The sequence below is a fragment of the Pseudoalteromonas sp. MMG013 genome (genome assembly GCF_018100885.1).
GTDB lineage: Bacteria > Pseudomonadota > Gammaproteobacteria > Enterobacterales > Alteromonadaceae > Pseudoalteromonas > Pseudoalteromonas aurantia.
This window is the reverse complement of record NZ_JAGJEE010000016.1, coordinates 81343-104904: the sequence shown is the minus strand read 5'-3', so window position 1 is coordinate 104904 and position 23562 is coordinate 81343. Positions and strand designations below refer to the sequence as shown.

14 protein-coding genes are annotated in these 23562 nt (G+C 40.7%); 6 read left to right on the top strand and 8 right to left on the bottom strand.

The window, feature by feature from the left end:
- Positions 1-18 precede the first annotated feature (18 nt).
- The 5 genes from recB to J8L98_RS15140 all read right to left on the bottom strand — a co-directional run bounded on the left by recB (position 19) and on the right by J8L98_RS15140 (position 11216).
- Entirely contained in the window at positions 19-3552 is a 3534-nt protein-coding gene (gene recB / locus J8L98_RS15160) for an exodeoxyribonuclease V subunit beta (RefSeq protein WP_210997103.1), read from the bottom strand.
- Positions 3539-6796 (bottom strand): exodeoxyribonuclease V subunit gamma, encoded by a 3258-nt coding sequence (recC, locus tag J8L98_RS15155; protein ID WP_210997102.1) that lies wholly within the window; start codon positions 6794-6796, stop codon positions 3539-3541. The genes recB and recC overlap by 14 nt, the downstream gene beginning before the upstream one ends.
- A gap of 108 nt (positions 6797-6904) precedes the next feature.
- Positions 6905-7930, bottom strand: a complete 1026-nt coding sequence (locus tag J8L98_RS15150) for a GGDEF domain-containing protein (RefSeq protein WP_210997100.1) — start codon at positions 7928-7930, stop codon at positions 6905-6907.
- Between the two features lie 133 nt (positions 7931-8063).
- Positions 8064-10061, bottom strand: a complete 1998-nt coding sequence (locus J8L98_RS15145) for an EAL domain-containing protein (protein ID WP_247682572.1) — start codon at positions 10059-10061, stop codon at positions 8064-8066.
- A gap of 111 nt (positions 10062-10172) precedes the next feature.
- Entirely contained in the window at positions 10173-11216 is a 1044-nt protein-coding gene (locus tag J8L98_RS15140; protein WP_210997097.1) for an alkene reductase, read from the bottom strand.
- Positions 11217-11366: 150 nt separating this feature from the next.
- Here J8L98_RS15140 and J8L98_RS15135 point away from each other — a divergent pair, with 150 nt between their 5' ends.
- Positions 11367-11948 (top strand): TetR/AcrR family transcriptional regulator, encoded by a 582-nt coding sequence (locus J8L98_RS15135; RefSeq protein WP_192506998.1) that lies wholly within the window; start codon positions 11367-11369, stop codon positions 11946-11948.
- Positions 11949-12145: 197 nt separating this feature from the next.
- On the opposite strand, the gene J8L98_RS15130 is transcribed toward J8L98_RS15135, so the two are convergent.
- Positions 12146-12715: a hypothetical protein gene (locus J8L98_RS15130; protein ID WP_210997095.1), complete on the bottom strand. Its 570-nt coding sequence runs from the start codon at positions 12713-12715 to the stop codon at positions 12146-12148.
- Positions 12716-13119: 404 nt separating this feature from the next.
- Between J8L98_RS15130 and J8L98_RS15125 the strand changes: the two genes are divergently transcribed.
- Both J8L98_RS15125 and J8L98_RS15120 read left to right on the top strand, forming a co-directional pair.
- Positions 13120-14751, top strand: coding sequence for a trypsin-like serine protease (locus J8L98_RS15125; RefSeq protein WP_192506996.1), 1632 nt, complete (start codon positions 13120-13122; stop codon positions 14749-14751).
- Between the two features lie 86 nt (positions 14752-14837).
- Positions 14838-16037, top strand: coding sequence for a hypothetical protein (locus J8L98_RS15120; RefSeq protein ID WP_210997093.1), 1200 nt, complete (start codon positions 14838-14840; stop codon positions 16035-16037).
- Between the two features lie 207 nt (positions 16038-16244).
- On the opposite strand, the gene J8L98_RS15115 is transcribed toward J8L98_RS15120, so the two are convergent.
- Positions 16245-17507, bottom strand: coding sequence for a metallophosphoesterase (locus J8L98_RS15115; RefSeq protein ID WP_247682576.1), 1263 nt, complete (start codon positions 17505-17507; stop codon positions 16245-16247).
- Between the two features lie 84 nt (positions 17508-17591).
- Positions 17592-20378 carry a TonB-dependent receptor gene (locus J8L98_RS15110; RefSeq protein WP_210997090.1) on the bottom strand — a complete coding sequence of 929 codons (2787 nt, stop codon included), beginning with the start codon at positions 20376-20378 and terminating at the stop codon, positions 17592-17594.
- A gap of 339 nt (positions 20379-20717) precedes the next feature.
- Here J8L98_RS15110 and J8L98_RS15105 point away from each other — a divergent pair, with 339 nt between their 5' ends.
- The 3 genes from J8L98_RS15105 to J8L98_RS15095 all read left to right on the top strand — a co-directional run bounded on the left by J8L98_RS15105 (position 20718) and on the right by J8L98_RS15095 (position 23555).
- On the top strand, positions 20718-21629 hold the full coding sequence (locus J8L98_RS15105; protein ID WP_210997088.1) for a GGDEF domain-containing protein: 912 nt from the start codon (positions 20718-20720) through the stop codon (positions 21627-21629).
- A complete protein-coding gene (locus J8L98_RS15100; protein WP_210997086.1) occupies positions 21626-22645 on the top strand; it encodes an AraC family transcriptional regulator in 1020 nt (339 codons plus the stop codon). Before J8L98_RS15105 ends, J8L98_RS15100 begins: the two co-directional genes overlap by 4 nt.
- A gap of 259 nt (positions 22646-22904) precedes the next feature.
- Positions 22905-23555: a DUF1826 domain-containing protein gene (locus tag J8L98_RS15095; protein ID WP_210997084.1), complete on the top strand. Its 651-nt coding sequence runs from the start codon at positions 22905-22907 to the stop codon at positions 23553-23555.
- Positions 23556-23562 lie beyond the last annotated feature (7 nt).

Here is a 23562-nt window from a genome sequence, read left to right as displayed (position 1 = left end):
ATAAGTCTAACTGGCTCATCACAAAGTTCCTTCAGAAAACAATGCATCTAATGACATTAATTGCGGTATCGTTAATTTATTAAAGAATACGCCCGACGCATCTGGTAAAGCCCTTAAAAATAAATAATACACACCACCTAAATGCACATTAGGGTCATAATCTGGAAGACGCTGTTGTAACAGCCGATGTAATGCAACAGAATAAATAAGATACTGTAAGTGATATTGATGCGCGTCCATTGCGGAACGTAAGTTGTCTTTTTGATAATCTAAAGCACTATCTCCCAAGTAATTCGATTTATAGTCCAATATAAAATACTGCCCATTATGGATAAATATTAAATCAATAAACCCTTTGAGTAAGCCTTTAACCTGTTCAAACTGTAAATGACTACTTTGCCCTGTTATTTCTAACAGTAACTTATTAAGCATTGGAGCATTCAGTGGGGCCAGAGGTAAATAAAACTCCATTTCCACCAAACAATCCGCAGGAGTCAAAGCGGCTAAGTTAAGATTCGTTTCTTCATTTAATGTGCATTCTAAACATGCAGAGATCCATTGCTCCGTTGTTTTTTGCCACTGTTCATCGATTCTATACTTCAATAAGCTTTGTTCCACTGCGTCTGATAAGGGGATTTGAGCAGAATTCGAAGGCGACTCTGGCTGTGTAAAATCAATCAACTCAAAAATTTCATGCAAACAACTACCGGGTTTGGCACCTTTGGGAAAGCTATAGGCAGACGCTTCAATCATTGAGTGTTGCTCAGGTAAATCAAGCTGATGATTCTCATCTAACGCGCCTAATGGCCGCTCATCATTGTGTGCTTGATAGCTTAGTTGACTAAAACTGGTCGCTCGCCATTGCCTGTCTATTTTGGTTTTTGCGTTTTTAACATGTAGCGCGTTGTGCTGTTCAACCTGAACGCCTATTTTTTCAATATCCTCTGTATCATCAATAAAATCACATGCCGTATCTGGATGTGCTGTACAAAACTGCACTAATTGCTCGTGCCACTGCTGAGCGTTTACAAATGGCTGTATACCAAACAATACAAAACCGAGCCCAGTGTGATTTATGCCCGGTTTTTTGGTCCGCCCGGCTGCAATATTAAACAGGCCAATATCACAATGATGTATTGCACGTGTAACAGCAACATAAAGTAAACGTATATCTTCAGCAAGACGTTCTTTTTCGGCCTGCGCGCGTTGCTCATCGTCAGGTAATACACTGTATACGAGCTTTTGATTGTCATGATAAACCACATCGCTAGCCTCTCTGTATGTAGTTGCAAAAGGCATATACACGATGGGGTATTCTAACCCTTTCGACGCATGCATAGTGACAATTTTCACTAAGTCAGCATCACTTTCTAGTCTAACTTGTGCAGCGTCTTGTTGTGCGTCACTACATTGTGCTGAAAACCAACGTAATACACGCAATGTGCCGTCTAATTCAATTTGCTTTTGCTGCAACAATTCCGATAGATGACGATAATCTGTTAGCCACCGCTCAACCAAATAGTCATTACTTTTCCACAATCTAGGCAGTTGATTATCCATAAGCAGCTGCTCTAACATTGCCATTGCCCCCTGCTTATGCCAAATACGCTGTAACTGGGCAAACTGATCTAAATAACATTGCCATGCAATTTCTTGCTCACGGAGTTCATAAATCTCCTGATGATGTAAGGAAAACAGTGGGCTTGCTAATACCCCTCGTAACGCAGCTTCATCGTAGCTACCATGTAACACGGTTAAAAACTGTAAGAGCGCTAAAGCAATGGGTTGTTTAAAAATACTGTCTCTCGCTAAATACACACTGGCGATAGCATGGTGTTGCAAGGCCGATTTGATAATACTCGCTTCAGCTCTATCTCGTACCAGTATACAAATATCACTTGCTTTAACCGCAACATCACCAATATTAGCCTCCCCCTGTGCTGCTTGGGTTAGTAGCAACGTGATTTTTTTAGCAAATATAGAACTTAGCGACTTTAAAGCGACCGCTTTGCTGGTCGTCGCGCTGTCGTCTTTTAAGACACTAAACGTCAGCGCATTGTGCTCTTTCCCCAACACCATTAAACGATTTGACTCACTCTTTCCCTTTGCGGCAACTTTCACAAATGGAATGGATTGATTAAAAATAAAACTATGCTCATGGGCGGAAAAAATACCATTAATCGCGGTAACCACGCCTTGTGCAGATCGGTAGTTCGTAGAGAGGGTATATTTTGCTTGCTCACTGATCCGTTCTTTTGCCGCCATATAAGTGAATATATCTGCGCCCCTGAAACCATAAATCGCTTGTTTAGGATCTCCTATCATGGTCAACGTGGTGTTATCTTGATCTTGGTAAATACGATTGAAAATACCATATTGCGTGGGGTCAGTATCTTGAAACTCATCAATCATAGAGACCGGATATAAGGTTGCAATTTTAGTGCGTAATATGTCTCCTTGCTCTGCCAACAACGCATCGTATAAATTACTCAATAAGTCATCTGGCGTAATTAAACCATGCTTTAGTTTATGCGCACGAAGTAACTCTTTCACCGCTTTACTAGCATGTTGTAATATTGCCAAAGGTAACCCTTGACTTAATTGCGTATGTAACCGAGCCATGCGACTAAACTCAGTCAACATTGAATGATTGATTAACTGACCATTTTTTTTGTAATACTGCGAGTCTTGTAATGTCTCTTCGGCCCACAAATTAAATGAATGCTTCGCTGTGCCGAATTCAAAATACCACGACTCATTATCACAATAATCTCGTAATGCATTGATATTTGCAGCCCTGCCAGGGGCTTTATTTTTTGCTAAATCAGAACCAGTTAGTACACTAAAAAAATCACTCGTCAATAACTTTTTCTTAAAAGAAACTGCCCGTAATTGATAGTCCTTACGACAATTAAGTACCGCTTGTAAATCAAATTCAGGCGTAACACTTGCGCTTCCCTTGTTCAGTATTTTCATTACTTTAGAGACCAAAGCATGGGGGCTTGAAAAGTGCTCTAACACAGCAGATGTGGTGTCTTTATCTAATGGATAAACAAACCCTCGCCAATAGTCCTTTACCGCCTCAATAATCAATTCAGATTCATCTAAAATGAATTCAAGATTAAATGCGACTTTAGACTCAAAAGCATGTTGCTTCAACATGCGTTGGCAAAAACCATGAATGGTGAATATAGCCGCTTCATCCATAGATTTAGCCGCGGCATCTAACAATGCAAAAGCTGTATGCTGATCACTCACTTGTGCAAGTATTGCTGTTATCAACTCATCTTCACAGGGAGCACCTAACAATGCATCACGGGCGGTAATAATACGATTACGCACACGCTCTTTAATTTCTTGTGTTGCTGCTTCGGTGAAAGTCACAACCAAAATTTGATCAACACTTAACGCCATTTGCGTATGTTCTGTTTGTAGCCCGAGCAAACAGCGTAAATATAACCCCGTTATGGTATACGTTTTTCCGGTGCCAGCACTCGCTTCAATTAAACTCTGTCCAAATAATGGCATCGTTTGAGGATTAAGTATCTTCATACTTTTTCTCCTGTGCAAGTTCAATAATTGCGCTCAGCAATTGCTGACTCAATTGACTAAACTCTACTTCTACATCAAATAAATTTGAAAAGTTCAGCGCTACATATGGGTTCTCACATTCACCAAAACCAACATACTGCCCACCAGCAAATTTATTAGCTGCTTTATGTATGTCTTTCGAACTCACAAATTCATATCCAGAATTAGGAAAAAATGGCACGGGTTCAGTTAAAGCATGCTGATAAAAATCAAACCACTGTTGTACATAGTTATAAGCGACTTCTTCCTTTATTGGAGAAAATACAACTTGCTCATCTAACCCGTAAATATATGTGCTCACCGCTTCACCTTGACACTGCGCAATACAGTGCATTAAAAAGCCTCGGATCTTATCTTTCGCTTTGATACTCGCGCTGCGATAAAACACCTGCTTGTTGCCATACAAAGCATCCAACCAGCCTAATAAAATACAATTTGATATCGTGAGTTTTACCTCTACAGGCGCTCTGTGGTCTTTTAATAAAGGTTTAATTTGATTAACCATGGGCGCAATTCGTCGATTCAACTGCTCTAATTGAATTGCCCCTACATGCGCCTGTGGTAGATTACCGCGCTGTAATAATTGCTTATCATTAATTGTTTGCTCTGCTAATGACAAAGCTAACAACTCATCCAGATAATAATACCGGTCTAAGGTGTCAAGTAAAAAGGGCTCTTCATCCTTATCTTGCATCATAAGCTGGGGTAATCGAAGACCCAAACTTTGCTGATAAAATGCTTCTTGCGGATTCATAACAGTGCGTAAAAATTGAAGCAATTCAACTTCACCTTGCACAGCAATATTGAGCGGTTCTGGCACCTGTTTAGACAAAGGTTCTTGATTGACCAACCAGACAGGGTTATAGCTTTGCAATGGGTTATCATTGCAATAATAACTTGGATGAAAAGGTTGCAGCGGCGATTTATATAACAAATGTTGTGACGGCTTTGTCGTATTATCTTCATAGCAAAAGCTCCGATCTAAATACTCAAATAGCTCACTGACTAATACCGATGGCATTTGTGGCTCATTATTAAAACATGACCGGCCAACATAGCTTAAATATAACGATTCTCTCGCACTTAATAAGGCTTCTAAAAACAAATAACGATCGTCTAACTTACGTGAACGATCTCCTTTTTGACGATGTGAATAAGGTACAAGGTCAAATCCAATAGGCTGTACTGAGCGAGGGTAATCTGCGTCAGTGAGGCCCAATAAACACACGACTTTGAAAGGTACTGCGCGCATTGGCATTAGGGTACAAAAATTAACTGGCCCCACTAAAAATCGTTGACCAACGCCCTTCTCTTGTACCCCCTGCTTGACCAAGTAACTGATCACTTGGGCAGAAACAGTGTCTTGCATATCAAGATTATCATCATGTTTACCCAAATCATCAATCACCTTTTCAAGTGTGAGTAAGTCCCAACTTTGTTCAGCTTCCTGATGATAAAATTCCGTGACCATATCTCGCAACACTTGCGCTTTACTGTTCAATCGGGTGCGTTGTGACAAGAGTTCTTTATACTTCGATAAACTTTCAACAAAATGAATTAATTTACTGAGTGTATTAACCGCCATGCCTTCAACTTGATCAGCTGGAAAAATATGATTAAATTCAGCGTGTTCATCTGCACTAGTTATTCCGAGTAATAAACGATGCAGCCCATGTTGCCAAGTATTTAACACCATTGCAGGCAATTCATGCTCTTGCTTGTGGTCCGCATCGAGCCCCCACTTAACACCCACTTGATCTAACCAATACTTAAGTTGGTCAAATTCACTATTTTCAAGACCAAACTGTTCTGCTATCGGAGTGACGGCCAATAAATCGATGATGTCTGACACGCCAAAACGGCTAAATGGTAAATTAACCAGCGTAATGAACGAGCTCAAAATAGGCTTTTCTTGCTCAATAGCTAAATCAGCCAAAGCGTAAGGAATAAATCGCTCACCACCAGCCCCGCCAAATACCGCTTCGATGTAAGGACTATAGGTACCGACATCCGGCATCATAACTATAATATCTTTGGGTGATAATGCGGGATCTTGTTCAAACAACCTGAGCAGGTGATCATGCAAACATTCGACCTCTCTCAGCGGAGTATGGCAATTTTGTAATAAAATAGAGCGATCATCAATTGCAATGGGCAATTTACCTTCGTCATTAATAAACCACGCTTTATCATCAGTCAACGACTCTCCTTTAAAAGCCAGTTGGTACACTTCACCTTGGACTTTACCCAGTAATGTTTCATCAAAGTCATCCACAAAACCATCAAGCCACTGCGCGTCTAATTGTATAAGTTGTTCAAAATAATCTCGTCCTAACTTTCCCCATGAAGACAATAATGGGTTACCGATAAAGTAATACTCACCTTGCTGTGCGTCTACTTCTGGCTTTTTAGCATATTTCGCCTCAATTTTCGCTTGTGTTTTCTCATCGACCAAATCTCCCCAATAGTGCTCACTGGGGTTAAAGAAAAATAACAAAATCGTTGTTTTAGTTGCTAGCGCCTGAAAAATTTCTAACTGACTGGTTGCCATTGCAGAAAGGCCAAAAATACTGATCCTTTCCGGTAAATCTTCTGGTTTAGCACTAGCTAGTGCAGCCACAAGCTGAGTATGCATATTCGCGCGATGGTAGGCACTTTGTTGTAAGCTTTTGGTATGACTCACTAAACGACGCCATAAATCTGGCTGCCATAATGCAATATTGACGTCTACATCTATCAATGTATCCACGCCTGAGTCCCAGGTGCTAAGCCATTGCGGCCGATACATTAAATATTGGTCATAAACATCGGCGATTTTTTCACACAAGGAAAATAATTTTAGGCCATGTTCATCATTTTCTAAATATTGTGATAACTCTTGATAACGCGTATCAGGCAGGCATGCCGGTAAAATAGTGACGAGTTTCCACGTCATATTTAATTTGTTATAGGGTGACTCGCTTGGCACATTCGGTAAAAATTGTTGATACAGCTGCCAAATAAAACTCGAAGGTAATGGAAAGTCGATCTGCGCAGCCACCCCCAACGCCTGACTCATGCCAATTTTAAGCCATTGAGACATACCTGGTGACTGCACTAACACAATCTCTTTTTTAAACGGAGAACTCAGAGGTGCTGTTTTAAGTACCGTATGGAATTGCGTTTGCAGCGCTTCCATACGGTTTGATTGAATTACATGCAACATTGTGTGCCAAACCTAAATCATAAGCTGCATTAACGATGCAATATCAAGCAGCTATATTTGTTTATTCATTTGGCACAGTTTATGTTATTTATAAGCGCTTAGATAGCTCTAGAACAAGTCTATATCACTGCCTTCTTGATGTGTTTCAATAAGCTTATTTGCGATCAGTTCTTCATAAAAGCATAACTTATCGCGTCCATTTTCTTTCGCGTAATACAGTGCTTTATCCGCATTTTCTAGCACGGTTATTGGAAAATCATAGGGGCTAATACGCGACATACCAACACTTATTGTCAACTTTTTTACAAATGGAAAATGCGTGCTGCGCACCACTTCCATAAACTCACTAAGCTTTCTATTGATAGACTCATAATCTGTCGGCTCAAACACCATCACAAACTCTTCACCACCAAATCGAAACAACAAATCACTAGAACGAAAAAACTGGCGCATTTTTTGTGCTAACAATAACAAAACTTCATCCCCGCATACATGGCCGTAGTTATCATTTACCTTTTTAAAGTGATCAATATCTACCATTGCAAGCCAAGAAGTCGCCCCTTGATGTTGATTTCGCAAGTCACTTTGCCACACCGTCTTATGCTGTTTAATGACTTGCTTTTCCATTAATTGCTTGAGCTTTTTCTCAAACGTTTGCCTATTCAATAAGCCGGTTAATTTATCCCTTTCATTTTCATGTAAAATGGTCAAATAATTTTCAAATATGCGGCAAAATGCATTCAAAAGTACTTGATCTGAACTTTTTAAACCATTGCTAATAATGGCAATCGCACCAATGGGTTTTTCCAATAACGTAATGGGTAACCAACGACGTTCAACGCCGTCTGTCGATTGTACCGTAATGATACACGCAGACTGCAGACACGACACCAGCTCGGGTTCAGGGGAACGTACCACTTCTCGTTCGTCCCATTCATACTCTCTATCTGTCAATACTCTAAGTGATAGGCTTCTTTCAATTGCTAATTCGCCTTGTATCTGAAGATCTTTGTACACAGCAACTTCTTGACAACCGATAAACTCTTGAATCGTCGAAATGAGGCTATATTCCAAAGAGTCGACGTCTCTTGTTTTGGTGATTTTAATCACCGAATTAAGTAATTCTTCTTGCATATACTGCCTGCTAAAATACGATTAGCACTGGTAAACAGTACCGTTTGTGTAAGTTATAAACAACCCGCCAACCACATGCAATACTTTTTTATGGTAAACCACAAATGAAGCTCTGTTTTCATTGCCTTACATTTCATACCATTTTGAAATCATTAAAGTAATTTAATACATGCTCTTTCGGGATTGCTTTTTCATAATACCAGCCTTGAACAACCTCTATCTTGAGTCCTTTGACAAAGTTCAGCTGTGGCTGTGACTCAACGCCCTCAGCCACTAGTTGCTTATTCATTTGATGGAGTAGTTGTACCACTGCACTATAAAACTCTCGCCCTTGCTCTGTGGCTACCTTATCTAAAAAAGCTTTATCCAACTTCACTTGCTCTATCGGCAAATCAGCGAGCATAGATAAACTGGAATACCCAGTACCAAAATCATCAATGACGGTTGCTATTTCATGCTGCTTCAAGCGGTTGATATTGGTAATGACACTTGACTTGTCGTTAAAGTAACTCGATTCAACCACTTCAATTTTTAACTGCTTAGGAAAGTCTTTAAAACGATCACAAATATACAAAACCGATTTATCATCACTGATAAGTGTTGGGTTCACATTAATGCTGATCACCGGCCAATATTCTTGTGATGCAAAATGCTCTAGATCAGCGGCAGCTTGCTCAATCACCCATGAGTCTATAATCGACGTTTGCCCATGTTTTACCAATACATCAATAAAATAGGGCCCAACAATCGTGCCGTCTGATTTTCTTAATCTAAGGAGTGCCTCGTAACCGACAATTCCCCCCGTTACTTGGCTAATTTGCGGTTGGTAGTACAACAATAACTGCCCTTGCGCCAGTTCCTTTAACACTTTGTTCAATGCTTTTGAAGAACGCTCTTTTGCTCTTTGCGTCTGTATAAATTGAGACTCACTAGCAGAGCGTAGTTGCTCCGAAATATTTAACTGCTCACTTAACTGATTAAGGGCTTTTTGATAATGTATTTGTTCACTGTGCCATTTTAAGAAGGGGTAATAAATACATGCATTTACGATAAGTAACATCAGTTGTAATATTACTCCAGATATACCCCCACTTACCTGATACCCACTAATTAAGGTAGGCGTCATCCAACTTATTTCTAGGTTATTGGTATTCACCCAACCCCACTCCAACACATTAAATGCAATAAAAAAATTAATGGCTGGAGCAAGTATAAATGGGATAAGTAACACTGGGTTGAGAAATATCGGTAATGCAAAAAGGATGATCTCGCAAAAATTGAATGCTGTAAAAGGGATTGATAACTGTGCGACATTGCGCTCATGAGTGCCTTTTTTCAACCAGAAAGACGCAACAATTAAGCCGGCAAAACAACCTGTACCACCAATCAATACAAAGGTGTCATAAAATGTTTTTGCCGATAAATTAGCCACCACATTTTCTGCTAAAAATGACTCCTCAAAGAGCATACTAAACGTATTGTCGCCATGAACGCCAAAAAACCAAAACGTATGAGAGGCCATCATTCTTTGGAATGTGAGCTCAGCGACCGAGGCCTGTGATATATCGGGTGCCAACCATAGACTAATTAAATGTCCCAAATCTCCTAACAACGGGGTCCAGACATAAAAACTAAAAAACACCAAAGTAAAAGGGAGAATCACTAAAAATTTTTCGCGTAAAAACCGACTCAACGCACTAAATTGTCGCCTTGGTTGCGGCAAGGTGCGCATTAAATAGATAAACAGTAAACTACTTATACTGGGTAGAATAATGGCATATGCTGTCGATGTACTGCTCAAGGTAAATTCACCTTTGTTCAGCTGTAAAAACTCACCATGAACAGCAAAACATAATACCGCTAATAATGCGCCTACAATACCGCTTTGAGCATAATTTTTGGTCAAGAAAAAGCCAATAGAAATACTGACAACAACAGGAAAAAACAACAAAATAATTTGCGCACTATGACTAACTACATGTGCAATTTGGCTATCTTTTGATACTAGATTGAATGTCAGTGCACTATTTAATGCCAATATCGCTAACGCACTACTCACAAAATAGGGAATGAGTGCAATAAATGCTTCACGTAGCGATAATAAATATCGTCCATGAAGTAGTTTTGTCATTTTCTTTTGCAGTGAATGAAGTGGCAACTGGACACACTCTTACGCTATTTTACTTAAGTATATGTCCAGATCAATTAACGTGCCCACATATTGCGTAAGAGCACAGTGTTGTTAAACGAGTTCTTGTAGCATGCCTTCTTCATAAGCCACAAGTGTTTCATTGTTTTTTACACGGTGTATATAATCTGGGTTTGCAATCATAGGACGTCCAATTGCAACCAAATCAAAGCGATCATCAGCCATTGCTTTGGCCCCTGTTTCAGCTGTATATCCGCCTACTCCTACCAATGTGCCGGTATAAATACTCCGCACATAATCCGATGCATGACCGCCCAAGTAATCAAACGTCATCGAATCGTCAAAAATACCAATATGAACAAAAGCCAAATCACGCGAGTTAAGTTCTCTGAGTAAATAATCAAACACCGCGCGGTCATCATTATGGCTTTGCATTAAAAAATATGCCCCTGGTGATAACCTTAGCGCAACTCGATCCGCACCAATTTTGTCAGCCACCGCATCGACTACTTCAAGTGCGAATCGCGCCATATTTTCTGGTGTACCACCATATTTATCATCCCGTTGATTTGCAGCATAGTGTAGAAATTGGTCAATTAAATATCCATTCGCGCCATGAATTTCCACACCATCAAACCCAGCTGCCATTGCATTACTTGCAGCTTGCGCATAATCTGTCACCAATTGCGCTATTTCTTCAGTTGACGCAGCTCTTGGGGTTTGAAAAGTAAGCTCTCGCATACGTGGCACCGAGCCTTCAATACCAATACTTGAAGCGCTCAACACATCCCCCTCACCAAAAAAGTATGGATGAGCAACACGACCTACATGCCAAAGCTGTGCGAAAATTTTACCTCCTGCATTATGTACTGACGTTGTTATTTTTTTCCAGCCTGCGATTTGTTCATCAGTAAACAAACCTGGGGTATTGGGGTATCCTTGACCATCGGGACGAATAATAGTCGCTTCTGAAATAATAAGTCCAGTATCGGCGCGACGCGTATAGTAGGCAGCCATTTCCTCTGTCGGTACCAATTTATCATCTGCCATACAACGCGTTAGCGGGGCCATCAAAATACGATTGCTTAACGTAATTGAGTTATTCAGTTTATAAGGGGTAAATAATGCATCTGTCATTGTGTTTCTCCAAACGTCTTGAATTTTTGAATGGTTGTTCAATATGGGATTTAATATAATCACTCTTGAATGATCATTCAAGAGTGATTTTTGAATAAGTAATCAAATTAAGTTATGATAAACGCTATTATTAAGTAATATTTAGATGATATGAGAAGCGCAGAGTTCGATAAAGAATACGTATTACGTCAAGCTATGACGACATTTATGCAATATGGCTATAACAAAACCAGTATGCAAATGTTAACCAAAGCCACAGGTTTACACCCAGGTTCCATTTACTGCGCATTTAAAAATAAAAAAGGCTTGTTGCTCGGTGCAATACAGCAATATCAACACGATAGAAATCGTCAATTTGAAACGCTTTTTTCGCAACATAGCAACACCCGTGATGCGCTACATGCGTTACTTGAAGTCATTGTAGAAGAATGCTTAAACGGAGAATCTGGACAGGTGTGTTTGTTAACCAAAACATTGACTGAACTCGTAGGCCAAGACCATGAAGTATCAACTGTTTTAGCAAAAAACCTTAATTCATTCGAAAATAGTTTAGCGTCAATTATCAATACCGGCATCCAAAATAAAGAAGTTACAGCACACCCTGATGCGCAAGAACGTGCTCAATTTTTAGCAATGGGTATTTACGGTATACGTACTTACGCAGCAACAAGAAGAGACAAAGTGATTTTAGAGCAACTCAGTGAGCAACTGTTACGTACCGTACTCACGTAACCCATAATACGGGTGAACAACAAAGTAAACTGCATAGAAAAACGTAAATTTGGTCTGCTACTCAAAGACTGTCTCATAGTGCCCAAAAATGGCTTCAGTCAAAAACCTAAATGTAACTTAATCAATAAAATTTGCGGTCGTAAAAGCAACCGCACTGTGAGTGTTTAATCTTTATTTATATATTATCGGCCGTGGATTTACGTGTTTATGAGCGTAACGTATATACCTATAATCATCAGTCCCCATAATAAAGAACCGAGTATCAGCCACACATAATTTAACGCAGTGAGTTTACTGTTTGATGCCCCATTAACATCTTCACCGGCATAATTCGCCAACGACTGCGCTTGGTACAAAACCCAGCATGATATCGGATACATCAGCAGCCCTAAACATAGTGTGATCGGATTACCATAACCATGATCAGACAATTGACTACTAATATTACTGCCAATTACAACCACCACGTATATCGTTGCTAAATGGTTAATACTTTTAGGTGCACTTCCCGTTTTCTGCTCATATTTCATTTCAAAAAGAGCGAATAAAGCGTGGGTAAAAAATATAGAAAAAATTCCTCGCGCAATAGGCCACATATCATCATTGGTACTTTTTTTATACTCATTCCAATGCTTAAAAAACCAATACACACCGTACATTCCCATTGTCGCTATGAATAAAATTAAGAACTTTCTCTGTGAGACGACATAAAATTTGATTTCATCTGATTCATTTTCAGATACCGACGATGCGTTGTTCAATTCCATTACTACTCCTCATAACCTAATCGACCATAGACGCTGACTGTGTCTTCAGGGGATATTTCAACATTTAAATTGCAACATCACCCATTATGCCATAAACGCACAACACCCGCTGACTGTTAAACTTAATTAACCCTACACCTAACGATACGACAGATGGAACCACGCCAATAAATTGATGATTTCGTCTTTAAACTCATTCTGTTTGAATTTCATTCGATTTAGTCGCTACCCCCTATTGTAAATAATTGGTTACATATAGAGCTCTGTTCTTGCTACTTATTTCGCTTTGTATCCTTCCAAATAAACAGGTCTGACCATGAGCAAATTATCAACCACCTATTGCATCCAAGGTGTATCTCAGATTATTTCTAGATTACTCAATAATGAGAATCTAAGGATATAACATGAAAATTACACTTTCTGCACTGGCAGTATTTACCTCACTTTTGAGCGCTGGTATTAGCGCCTCAGAATTGGATATCACGCCAAATATCGTTGGTGGTAGTGAAACACCGGCATACTCTAGACCCTACCAAGTTGCGCTGTTGATGAATGGTCGTCAAGGCTGTGGCGGCACTCTGCTAAGCCGAGATTGGGTACTCACCGCTGCGCATTGTTTAGACAGTGCTTCAACCAGTAACCTGACTGTGAAAGTGGGCGCGCACTCCCTGTCACAAAATGATGGTCAAGTGTTGCGGGTATCTCAGATCATTAATCATGAACAATGGCGTGGTGCCAATGGGATTCGTTCAGGTTACGACATTGCCGTTTTACGATTAGCTTCGCCGGCTGATGCCAAATATACGCCAGCTAAGCTTCCAACCGCCGACATAGAGCAACAATACGCAAATATCGGTAACTCTGTAACCGTATCTGGATGGGGGTTAACCTCAAACAGAGGCCGTCCAAGTGATCGACTACTTGAAGTTGCATTGCCAGTGATCAGCAATGCCAGTTGTTCAAGCCAACTCAACTATAATATCCCAAGTTCGGTAATATGTGGCGGTGGCCAAGGTGGGAAGTCCGCTTGTAACGGCGACAGTGGCGGGCCCTATGCCGTGCGTGTTGGTAACGATTTTTACAGTATTGGTACAGTAAGCTGGGGCATTGGCTGTAGTGGCGCAACTGCATTTACAAGAACCACCAGCTATTTAAATTGGATACAAGACAAAACAGGCCTGATAGACCCAGTTGACGCACTACCGGTTGCTGACTTTGATGTTCAAGTCAGCCAACTCACTGCACAGTTTAATGATCGTTCTAGCGACGATAACGGAATCATCGCACACGCGTGGTCATTTGGCGATCAACAAGGGGGGACTTCAAATGCCGCCAGTCCTAGCTACCAGTTTTCTCAAGCAGGTAATTACACTGTCAGCCTAACTGTGACTGATACTGCCCAGCAAACACATACAACCTCTAAATTAGTAGAGATAGGTGTCACGACAACCCCGTGTAATGGTGTTCAAGCATGGGATGCAGCACAATCTTACGCACTGGGTGATAAAGTCAGTTATAAAGGCTTTGAATATGAAGCAACATGGTGGTCACAAGGAGCAGCACCAGATCTATATAGCCAAGTATGGAAAAAGGGTAAAGCCTGCTCTGTTACCACAGATCCGCTGCCGAGCGCTGACTTTTCCGTTACAACATCTAAATTGAACGCCACATTTACCAATTTAAGTCGTGACAATGGTCAAATTGTTGCTAGCAATTGGTCATTTGGAGATGGTAACAGCAGTACCGAATTTTCTCCAACCCACAGCTACCGAGCCCCTGGAAGCTATCAAGTGACACTTAATGTTACTGATGACCAAGGACAAGTAAGTCAACATGTTGAGACGGTCACGGTAACGAATGGCGATACTTCTGGTTGTAATGGTATTCAACCATGGTCGCCTTCAACGGTATATACAGCTGGCGATAAAGTGACGCTGAATAACACGGTATATCAGGCAAATTGGTGGGTACAAGGTGAAAACCCTGAGGAATCAGGTCCGTGGGGCGCATGGACTGACGTTGGAAAATGCCTATAAAATTTTTATAAGTTCTCAACCTGACTTTTAAAAAGCCTAAGTCCCATGTAATCTGAACAGTATGATAAATCGAACTGCTTAATATCATGGGACTTAATCAATTAACTTCTTCAGAACTTATGCGTCTTGGAGAGCGAATAAAAAGTGTTTTAAAACTCGTGCTCACTGAGTTATCACCGCATGTACATAGCATCAATAGCATGACGCAATTTCTAAGCTATCATCGCTCAAACAGTCAACGTATTTTTAATGCGCAAAAGTCTACCGACGGGCATCAGGTACTTTGTGCATTGCCGGGGGTTAAAGCATTTGAAGAGTTTATTGATAAATCCAAACCGTACATCAGCACCGTAACGTATGAGAAGCTAAGTAAAGCACATTTACTCTATGCGCAAGCCATAGCATGCCATGCGACAAGCCATGCGGATCTCAAACGACAACTGGATGCCATGCACACCAAACATGCGCCATCAAAAAGTGATAACCGCGCGCAAGTATACTACGCAGCAAAGTCTTTACTTGGTTTTAGCGTCGAACATGTATGTTGCAGTTATATTCTGACCGTTAACCAAACTAACCCCAACTTTCTACAAGAAGTTGCTATGATCAGTAAGTTAGGGATATCAAGAACACAGGAAGCAGCCCCTTTTGTGCAATTTTATAGTCACCCTCATCCAAGTGACTTTAACAAGCCAGCCCTCATAACACATGCCTCTCGGATCATACCCAACGAATTTAGCATGGGGATTGTTGAACGTTACTCATCGTCTGGTTTATATGATGCTTATAGTAGTTACTCCGTGAGTAACTCAGGCATGGTCTTTGACGATATTCCAAACAATGATACGACCGATGCAACGTTTATTTTTAATAACCCAGATGAGCTCGTCAACCCTCTCACACACAGCAGTCAATGCACATCAACCAGTATTTCAATTAAAAATCCAGCAAAAAAACTCACATTATTGGTCTTTGTCGACAAAAAAATTAACGCCACGAGCAATGTTAAAGTGGGCTGCTATCATGGCAATCAAAAAGTCGATGAGGGTAAACTCAATGCGGCTGATATGTGGACTGAGCGACTACCTGACTTTCCACAGCTTCAAGTCGTCTCGTTGGAGTCCCCACAAAATTATATAACCGAACATCCTGAGCTAGCAGAGAAAATTGGCTTTTTATTGAACTATAGTGAACTAGATGATACGCATTTTGCTTGCTACGCGATGGAGGTTGAGTTTCCCATTTGGTCGTCAACTTATCGTATTTATTTTGAGCACAGTGAGTAACAATCACGACCTTAAAACACGAACTACCTTTTGGGTGTGCTAATTGCCTACTCATTTAATGTCATTTGGTATAAAACAGGCCGTTAATATATTAAAACATGGGCCAAGTAGCCTTTGTTGAGTAACATAAATGGAGAAAGGCGTTCATCATCCACACTTTCTCCTGTTACCATTTATTGTCACTTATAGTGCCGCAGTCGTAAGGTATTATTTGCTTCGGTGCTTAAAGCTAAATGTACGTTCTTTTACTAACTCTCCGGAGCCCGAATGTGGCGTAGTATAAAAACCGACCTTGAGTTCATCAGCCAGATTGTTAAGCTCAATATGTGCAAAACCCCACACAAAACTTTTCGACCACACCAAATCATATTCTGCATAACGCCGCTCTTGTTGCTCAGCGAACGGAGTATGTTTACCGCGCATTTTTGAAGCCGCACCACTAATAATCAATGGTAATTTGGGCAGGTTATTACCAGGTAATACTCGACTACAATCATCCGTGAGTAGCTCTAGGTCATGCTCATGCCCTGCAATATATGCATCTGCATATTGACACAATTCAGGTAGAATTAAGCGCCTTAACACATGCCCTTCATCATATTTACTTCCACCAATTGACCATAAAATATGGTGACCATACACTACTTTCCATTTTGCACTAGAGTGTTTTAAACCATTGGCTAACCATGCAAGCTGTCTATGATCCTCTCCATTAATTGGTGTTTCATGTTTTTCAATATCTTCTATACTCGCTTGCTTGTTTGCAAGCGCACTCGCCAAGCCTTGTTCAGACCCGTCTTCGCGCAATGGCACTTCATAGTAATGCTGTCCAGCTAATAACATATTGGTGTCGAGCACAAAAAACTCTACATCGTTTCCAGGCGCCCCTTGCTTATAGCTGTAATACCCTTTTTCATGCATATAAAAGTTTGCTTGTGCATCCATCCATTTAGTCTGTAATGCCACCCCTTTCCTTGATGTTTTCCAATCATGGTTACCTAATGCCGAATACACAACCAACTCCGGTTGCTGTTCAAACAAAGGTTTAAGTGGTGCTAAAATTAAATCATCCATGCGCTTTTGGTCGTCTTTACCATCATTGGCATCAGCGCCATCTGGGTAAATATTATCACCTAATTGAATCGCAAAATCACATGAGACAGAAGTACACAATTCAGCCATTGCTTTACCTACTGCAATCGCGCCACTTTGCTCCGTGGCAATGTCAGAGTTTGGATATACATAGATAGGTGCATGATTAAACTCAGTTAATGGCCTATGTTCCTCTAACCAATCAGCCTTCTCCGCAGCAATAAATTCAGTTCTGGTTTTGGGATTTAAAATGTGCTTTGTTTTTGGATAATCAACGTGATATCCCCCATCGCCCAATGCTAAAAATGCAATGTTGTTGACGCTAGGTTGAGCAGTGGCATTGTATATTACGCTGCTTCCACCCGCTAAAACTGTCATAGCGGCAATAATATATCTTAAAGAAAATTTGTTCATATTGTAGCCGCAGGCTCACACCTGCGGTCCTTTCGTGTTTAATTCGGGTCAAAGTGAAGTGAGCGTAAAGCCAAATTCAAAAGAGCGTCCATAACTTTCAGATTGATAGTTATATTGCGCAGTACCATGATAGGCATAATAAGGCTCATCGGTTAGGTTGACGGCATTGAAATACAGTTGGGTTTGGTCTGTGACGTAATACTTAGCGCTGAAATCCAATTGCAGATGATCATCTTGCAAAACGCGTGCATTTCCTTCTTCAAACATGAAACTTTTGCTTTTATAACTCGCACTTAACCGGGTACTTAAGGTAGTACTCTCATATCCTAACATTATGTTAGCAACGGTATCTGACTGGTTGGGTAAAGCGTCATCAGCGTCAATAAAGGTCCCATTAGCTGAAAACATCACTCCATTTTCAAAGTGTTTTGTATACGCAAGTTCAATCCCACGTAAGCTCGCAGCGCCTCCGTTCACCGCTTGTGTCACTTTCTTATAGCCTTGCCATTGCCCATTGTCTTGGACTTGCTCAACGCTAATAAAGTTATCAATGTCTTTATAAAACAGTCCTGCTGATATCACACCAACCTTACCAGGGTAATACTCTATAGACACATCTAAGTTGTGGGATTCATAAGGGTCCAATTGAGGATTACCCACCTCGGCCTGACGTTCAATCACAATGCCGGTATCTTCTTGTGTTGTTTCCGTTTCTACGATTTGAAATGCAGATGAATCAGAAAAACTCGGGCGGGCAATGGTGTTGGTGTACGCAAAACGCGTTAACACCTGTTCACTAACGTCATATCTTGCGGTCAAGTTTGGCATCACATGATGATAGTCTTTTTGTGCATGCCAAGCCGTTATATCAACACGTTCACTATCAGCAACCTCATCTTTGATTAACTCGACTTTATTACCCGAAGTACTAAAATCAGTGCCCTCATAGCGCAGTCCACTGATCAGCTGCCAGCGCCCCATATCTAGGGTCATCATCACATATGCGCCAACAACCTCCTCGGTAATTTGGTAACTTTTACCTTTGCTGTCTATGTCAGTGTCTTGTTGATTAATATCAAACTGCTGATGGTTTTGCATCACAAATTGTGCAATGCTGTCTCTAGACAGCCCTGGACCGAAATCACCACTGTGGTACTCAGGCGCCACAGTCGCAAATTGCAGAGCGGTTGTATCATCGAAGCCCCCATCAAAGATTGTCGTTTGTGTGTCGTTAAATTTGTCTCGTTCTGAATACTTAGCACCAAATTTCAATTCACTGTTAAAACCAGCAATGGTGAATTCTCGACTTAAATCTATTTTGAAACTAGTCGATTCATCCTCTGTATTATTGTTCTCTCTCACGACTTCATCTAATGCAAACAAATTCAAATCATGTGCAGCCTCAGTGCGGCTTAAGGTAGGGGTATCACCCAAACTACCATATCCTAATGTTAAATCCTCACCAGCAAAATCTGCATCAATACGATTAGGCTCCTCCTCGCTCGACTTAGAATACCCTAAGCTATATTCAACAAACCAATCACTAAACTGATGCTCAGCGCCCAGTACAACAGACATAATTGTCTGTGATTCATATCGGTCTTTTGTATCACGGTCCATTTCAGCGCCACTATATACTGCGGCTGTTGATGTATTCGAACCCGCAACCAGTGTACCTTTTGCAAATTTATACTCGTTTCTCAGGCGAAATTCATCATCCGAAAATTCACTAAACAACGATCGAAAGTAATATTTGCTTAACTGTGAAGAGTGTAAATCTAGGTTCAACGCTGCACCTAGTCGTTCTCGTTTGATCACATAATGACGCTGCTCTATTTCCTCAGCACCAAACAAGCTCACTGATTGACCTGCTGTATCCTCAACATCGAGCATTTGCCAACCACCATCCGTTTCCATATTGTGCGAACCGAATTGACGTTCCGACCACGACAAAGCCGTTGCCACTCCTAAATCAAACTGCTTAGAAAGCGTAAATACATCGGTAAAACTACCCGATACTTTTGGACTGGTTTTATCTACTTGTTTATTATGAGTTGCTTGAGCTGTGAAGCTATAGCTTTGCCCTTGTCTATCAAATGCACTAAGGCTTTTCACTTCGATACTCCCGCCAATTGCACTGGCATCCATATCTGGCGTAACGGTCTTACTCACTTCTAAGCTTTGTACTAACTCACTGGGGATCACATCCATAGCGACACTGCGTACGCCAGACTCTGGTGAAGGTACGTTAGCCCCATTTATGGTGACGTTATTTAGGCTAGGGTCGATGCCTCGGATCCCGACAAAACGACCTTCACCTTGATCACGCTGAATAAACATTCCCGGTAACCTTTGTAATGCTTCTGCAGCATTTTGATCGGGTAATTGGCCTATTGCATCACTACTTACGATCGACTTAATCCCGAGTGCATTTTTTTGTCTATTTAGTGCACCAGCTTGACCTGCTCTGTGCCCAACAACAAGTACGTCTTCTAATAATGCATCACCTGTGCCTAATTGAATATGTGTGTTAAGCGTTTCACCTTGATGGATCCGAACTGTGCGCTCGACAGGTGGCGCACCTAAATAATTTACAACTAAGGTATATTCTCCTTCAGGTAAATTCGCCAGTCTAAATGAGCCATCTCTGGCAGAGCTGACACTGCGAGAAAGCTCTTTAATGGTGACTTTTGCTCCTTCAAAATAAACGGCTTGATCATGGTCGCTAATACGACCTTGCAGAGTATTGGCGTAACTCTGTGCGGTAAATAAAACACCAGCGGTTGCTAACGCCAGTTTTGTGTAGGTAAAATTCGACGGTTTTTGTAATTTCATGTGATTTTCTCTTGCACAGGAGGTTAGTTGTCCCGCTATAAGCGGCAATGCTGCAAAGGTAAAAAAAACACATGAAAGAAATATGTCAGCACATTATATCGGTTTCAAAAAAATGCCTTATAACGCATTTTTTTAGCTAATTTCTGTCATTTTGAGCCAATTTCACCCCCTATAACATGCCTTTTTTTGCAATAAAGGGGCTTAATCCACATTTAAAGGCAACTTTTGTCATAAATTCATCCACTTTGGTGAGCTAAAGTGACCCTGTTAGATAAATAGTGAAATTTATAATATGGCCTACATATTCAGATTAATAATTTAGTTAAAACAAAGGTCCCCATGCCTCAACCCTTTATAAAACTCCATGTTACCTTGCTTAGCACACTGCTATTGATGTTAATGCTGACGCTATTCACTGTGAGTCAATTAGGGACTCTCAAACACCTTGATGAGATTGAATGGATTGATAGCATTGGAGAAGGGGGCATTGCCGTTATGACCTTGATCTGGCTACTGGCAACACTCGTTACCCGTCCTAAAGGCGCAGTCACAAATCTGCTTTTTTTTGGCCTAAGTGCCATGCATATCTCCATGTTATTAGATTTTTTAGATGAATTCTTTATATTTTCAGAACGTTATAACTGGTTAAGTAGCTTAGAAGCTTTTCCTGCGGTTATTGGCATGATCCTGATGAGTTTTGCGATGTATTATTGGTTTCATGAACAACAAGTGCTCAACCACCTATTGCAAAAAAAAGAGCGTTTTTACCGAACGCATGGCCTCAGTGATTACATTACAGGGTTATATAAAGCGGATTATATGAAGCAACACATTGAACAAGAGCTTGCACTACTAAACAGCCACTCTCACGGCTTTTGCTTAGCGTTACTTGATATAAAAAACTTCACACGCTTTAATCAACAATACGGCGTTATTCAAGCCAATAATTTGCTCTTCGACATCGGGCAAATCATGACATTAAACCTGCGTAGTACCGACTTAGCGTGTCGCTTCGCTTCCGATTGCTTTATTGTACTGTTTCCCAATACGTCCTATCAGGAAGCTGTACACGTTGTTGAGCAAGTCACAAAAATGGTGTCGTACCATACGCCATACAACAACAAAAAAGCAATAACCGGGTTTAGTGAAATACGCTGGCATTGCGTTGAAGCAGCACATACAGATAGCCTCGATGGTTTACTTGCACAGCTTAACAATGGATTAGCGCAATGTAAGGCATCAATAGCATGAAGCATTACTTTGATACCGACACGGAATGCTTAACAAGCCATACTTTGGCGTTACCTATTGTTGAAATAGCCATACAACGTGGCGTGAATAGTAACAGGTTACTAAAAGGCACTAAGTTATTTCACGAAGATTTGCAAAACCCGCAAAAAAAAATCAGCTTTACGCAACTCAATACACTCGTAAGTAATGCGGTTCGTTTATTGCCCGATGACGGACTGAGCTTTTTGCTTGGTCAGCATTGGTTATTCAATCAAACGAGTCACAGTGGACAAGCACTTTTAAACAGCAAGCATTTGACGCAAATGAGCCGTGTGCTGCAAATTAAGCAGTTTGAGTTATGCCCATTTGTATTCTTTGTCCCCTATCGAAGCCAAACTCACACCCACTATATCCTTAACTTTGCAATTGCCACGCCCCCTCCTTTAGTTGCTGCATTTTACTTCGAGATGATCACAGCGCAAATTAGCGCTTTATGTAAGTGGCGGTTCGGTTTTGTTAATAAGATAACGATCAAACTACCCTTCAGCAAACCTAAACATATTGAGCAATATTATGCCCACTTAGCGATTCAATATCAGTTTGACTACCCTTGTTTCAGTCTTTGTATTCCAAATGAATTACTTCACGTTAAACAAGTATCAACTCCCCCAATCATGTGTCACTATCATTTACAGCAAGCACACAACACACCACACACTGTCGGTTTTATACAGTATGTATGTGATCTTTTATTGCAAGAACCAAAAAGTGTTTGTGATGATATTGCACAACAATTAGACATAAGTCCCGCAACGTTAAAGCGAAAATTCAAGCAGCATAATACTTCAATGCAAACGCTCAAAGACACATTACAAAAGCAGCTTGCGGTAATAAGTATTGGTGAAAAAGGCTACTCTAATGAACAAGCTGCTGAGCAATTAAACTTTACCGACTTAACCAACTTTCGTCGCACTTTTAAGCGCTGGACAGGTATGACTCCCTCACAACTTCGCGAAATCATGATGCTAAAAACATAACACGCACACCGTCATTTATTGGCCATGTTAGTCCTATATTTTACAAAAAACTCAGACGAAAACGTGCAGCGGTAAAGCTATTCAAAACCATACTCTTCAACATCAAGATGATACTGCAATATCTCACAAGCATAAGTGAGCTGTATCACATCTTTCCCATTCTCAAAGGATAATGTCCAGTCTCAACCTAAAATACTTTTCAGTCATCAATTTAAATGTTAAATTGATATAATATCACATAACAAAACTTCGTATTCTGATGAAAAGTAATTTGCAAATACAAAAGTACTCCTCACACTACATTATCGATAGCAACGCCAGCGTGTTACCGCATATTTATAATTCAGAAACCTCATTGGTATGTTATTGTCAGCCCGCGAGTTGGGCTCTTTCACGCGCCGCACAGAGTTTTGTTACGCGTCATCCTGATGATAGGTTCACCTATCAAGGGGAAATCAGCCCAAAGCTTATACAACAACTCAGCAGCAAATTTACGCCATCCTCCCATGGTAATTTGATCTTGGGCCACATCGAGCTCATGCTGGAAATGTTCAACACCTTATTGCAACCTGAAGAGATTGGCCTTCGAGTCATCGCTTGTCAGCATGCACACAGCCCTGCATTTCATGAAAACAGAATGATCGCACGTATGACATCGAGCCTTGGCGGCTCTGGAGAGCAATGGATTGAACGACAAGACGCACAGTACTTTCCACTACAGAAAAATCAAACTACCGCACAGATCAAGCCACCGCCAGCACACACTATCAACAGTTTATGTGATGGCGATATTGCAATCTACAAAGGGACCAGTTGGCTTGAACATGAACACAACGCACTTATTAGTGCGTCTCCGACATTTAATGACAAAGATGCTAAGCTGTGTGTATACATCGATTTTATAAGTTAGCCGCCAG

Bases quoted from the DNA above. Each gene is read 5' to 3' on its own strand.
- J8L98_RS15150 (WP_210997100.1), bottom strand. From the start codon at position 7,930: ATGCAAGAAGAATTACTTAATTCGGTGATTAAAATCACCAAAACAAGA.
- J8L98_RS15105 (WP_210997088.1), top strand. From the start codon at position 20,718: ATGCCTCAACCCTTTATAAAACTCCATGTTACCTTGCTTAGCACACTG.
- J8L98_RS15095 (WP_210997084.1), top strand. From the start codon at position 22,905: ATGAAAAGTAATTTGCAAATACAAAAGTACTCCTCACACTACATTATC.
- J8L98_RS15135 (WP_192506998.1), top strand. From the start codon at position 11,367: ATGAGAAGCGCAGAGTTCGATAAAGAATACGTATTACGTCAAGCTATG.
- J8L98_RS15130 (WP_210997095.1), bottom strand. From the start codon at position 12,715: ATGGAATTGAACAACGCATCGTCGGTATCTGAAAATGAATCAGATGAA.
- J8L98_RS15125 (WP_192506996.1), top strand. From the start codon at position 13,120: ATGAAAATTACACTTTCTGCACTGGCAGTATTTACCTCACTTTTGAGC.
- J8L98_RS15110 (WP_210997090.1), bottom strand. From the start codon at position 20,378: ATGAAATTACAAAAACCGTCGAATTTTACCTACACAAAACTGGCGTTA.
- J8L98_RS15140 (WP_210997097.1), bottom strand. From the start codon at position 11,216: ATGACAGATGCATTATTTACCCCTTATAAACTGAATAACTCAATTACG.
- J8L98_RS15145 (WP_247682572.1), bottom strand. From the start codon at position 10,061: ATGACAAAACTACTTCATGGACGATATTTATTATCGCTACGTGAAGCA.
- recC (WP_210997102.1), bottom strand. From the start codon at position 6,796: ATGTTGCATGTAATTCAATCAAACCGTATGGAAGCGCTGCAAACGCAA.
- J8L98_RS15115 (WP_247682576.1), bottom strand. From the start codon at position 17,507: ATGACAGTTTTAGCGGGTGGAAGCAGCGTAATATACAATGCCACTGCT.
- recB (WP_210997103.1), bottom strand. From the start codon at position 3,552: ATGAAGATACTTAATCCTCAAACGATGCCATTATTTGGACAGAGTTTA.
- J8L98_RS15100 (WP_210997086.1), top strand. From the start codon at position 21,626: ATGAAGCATTACTTTGATACCGACACGGAATGCTTAACAAGCCATACT.
- J8L98_RS15120 (WP_210997093.1), top strand. From the start codon at position 14,838: ATGGGACTTAATCAATTAACTTCTTCAGAACTTATGCGTCTTGGAGAG.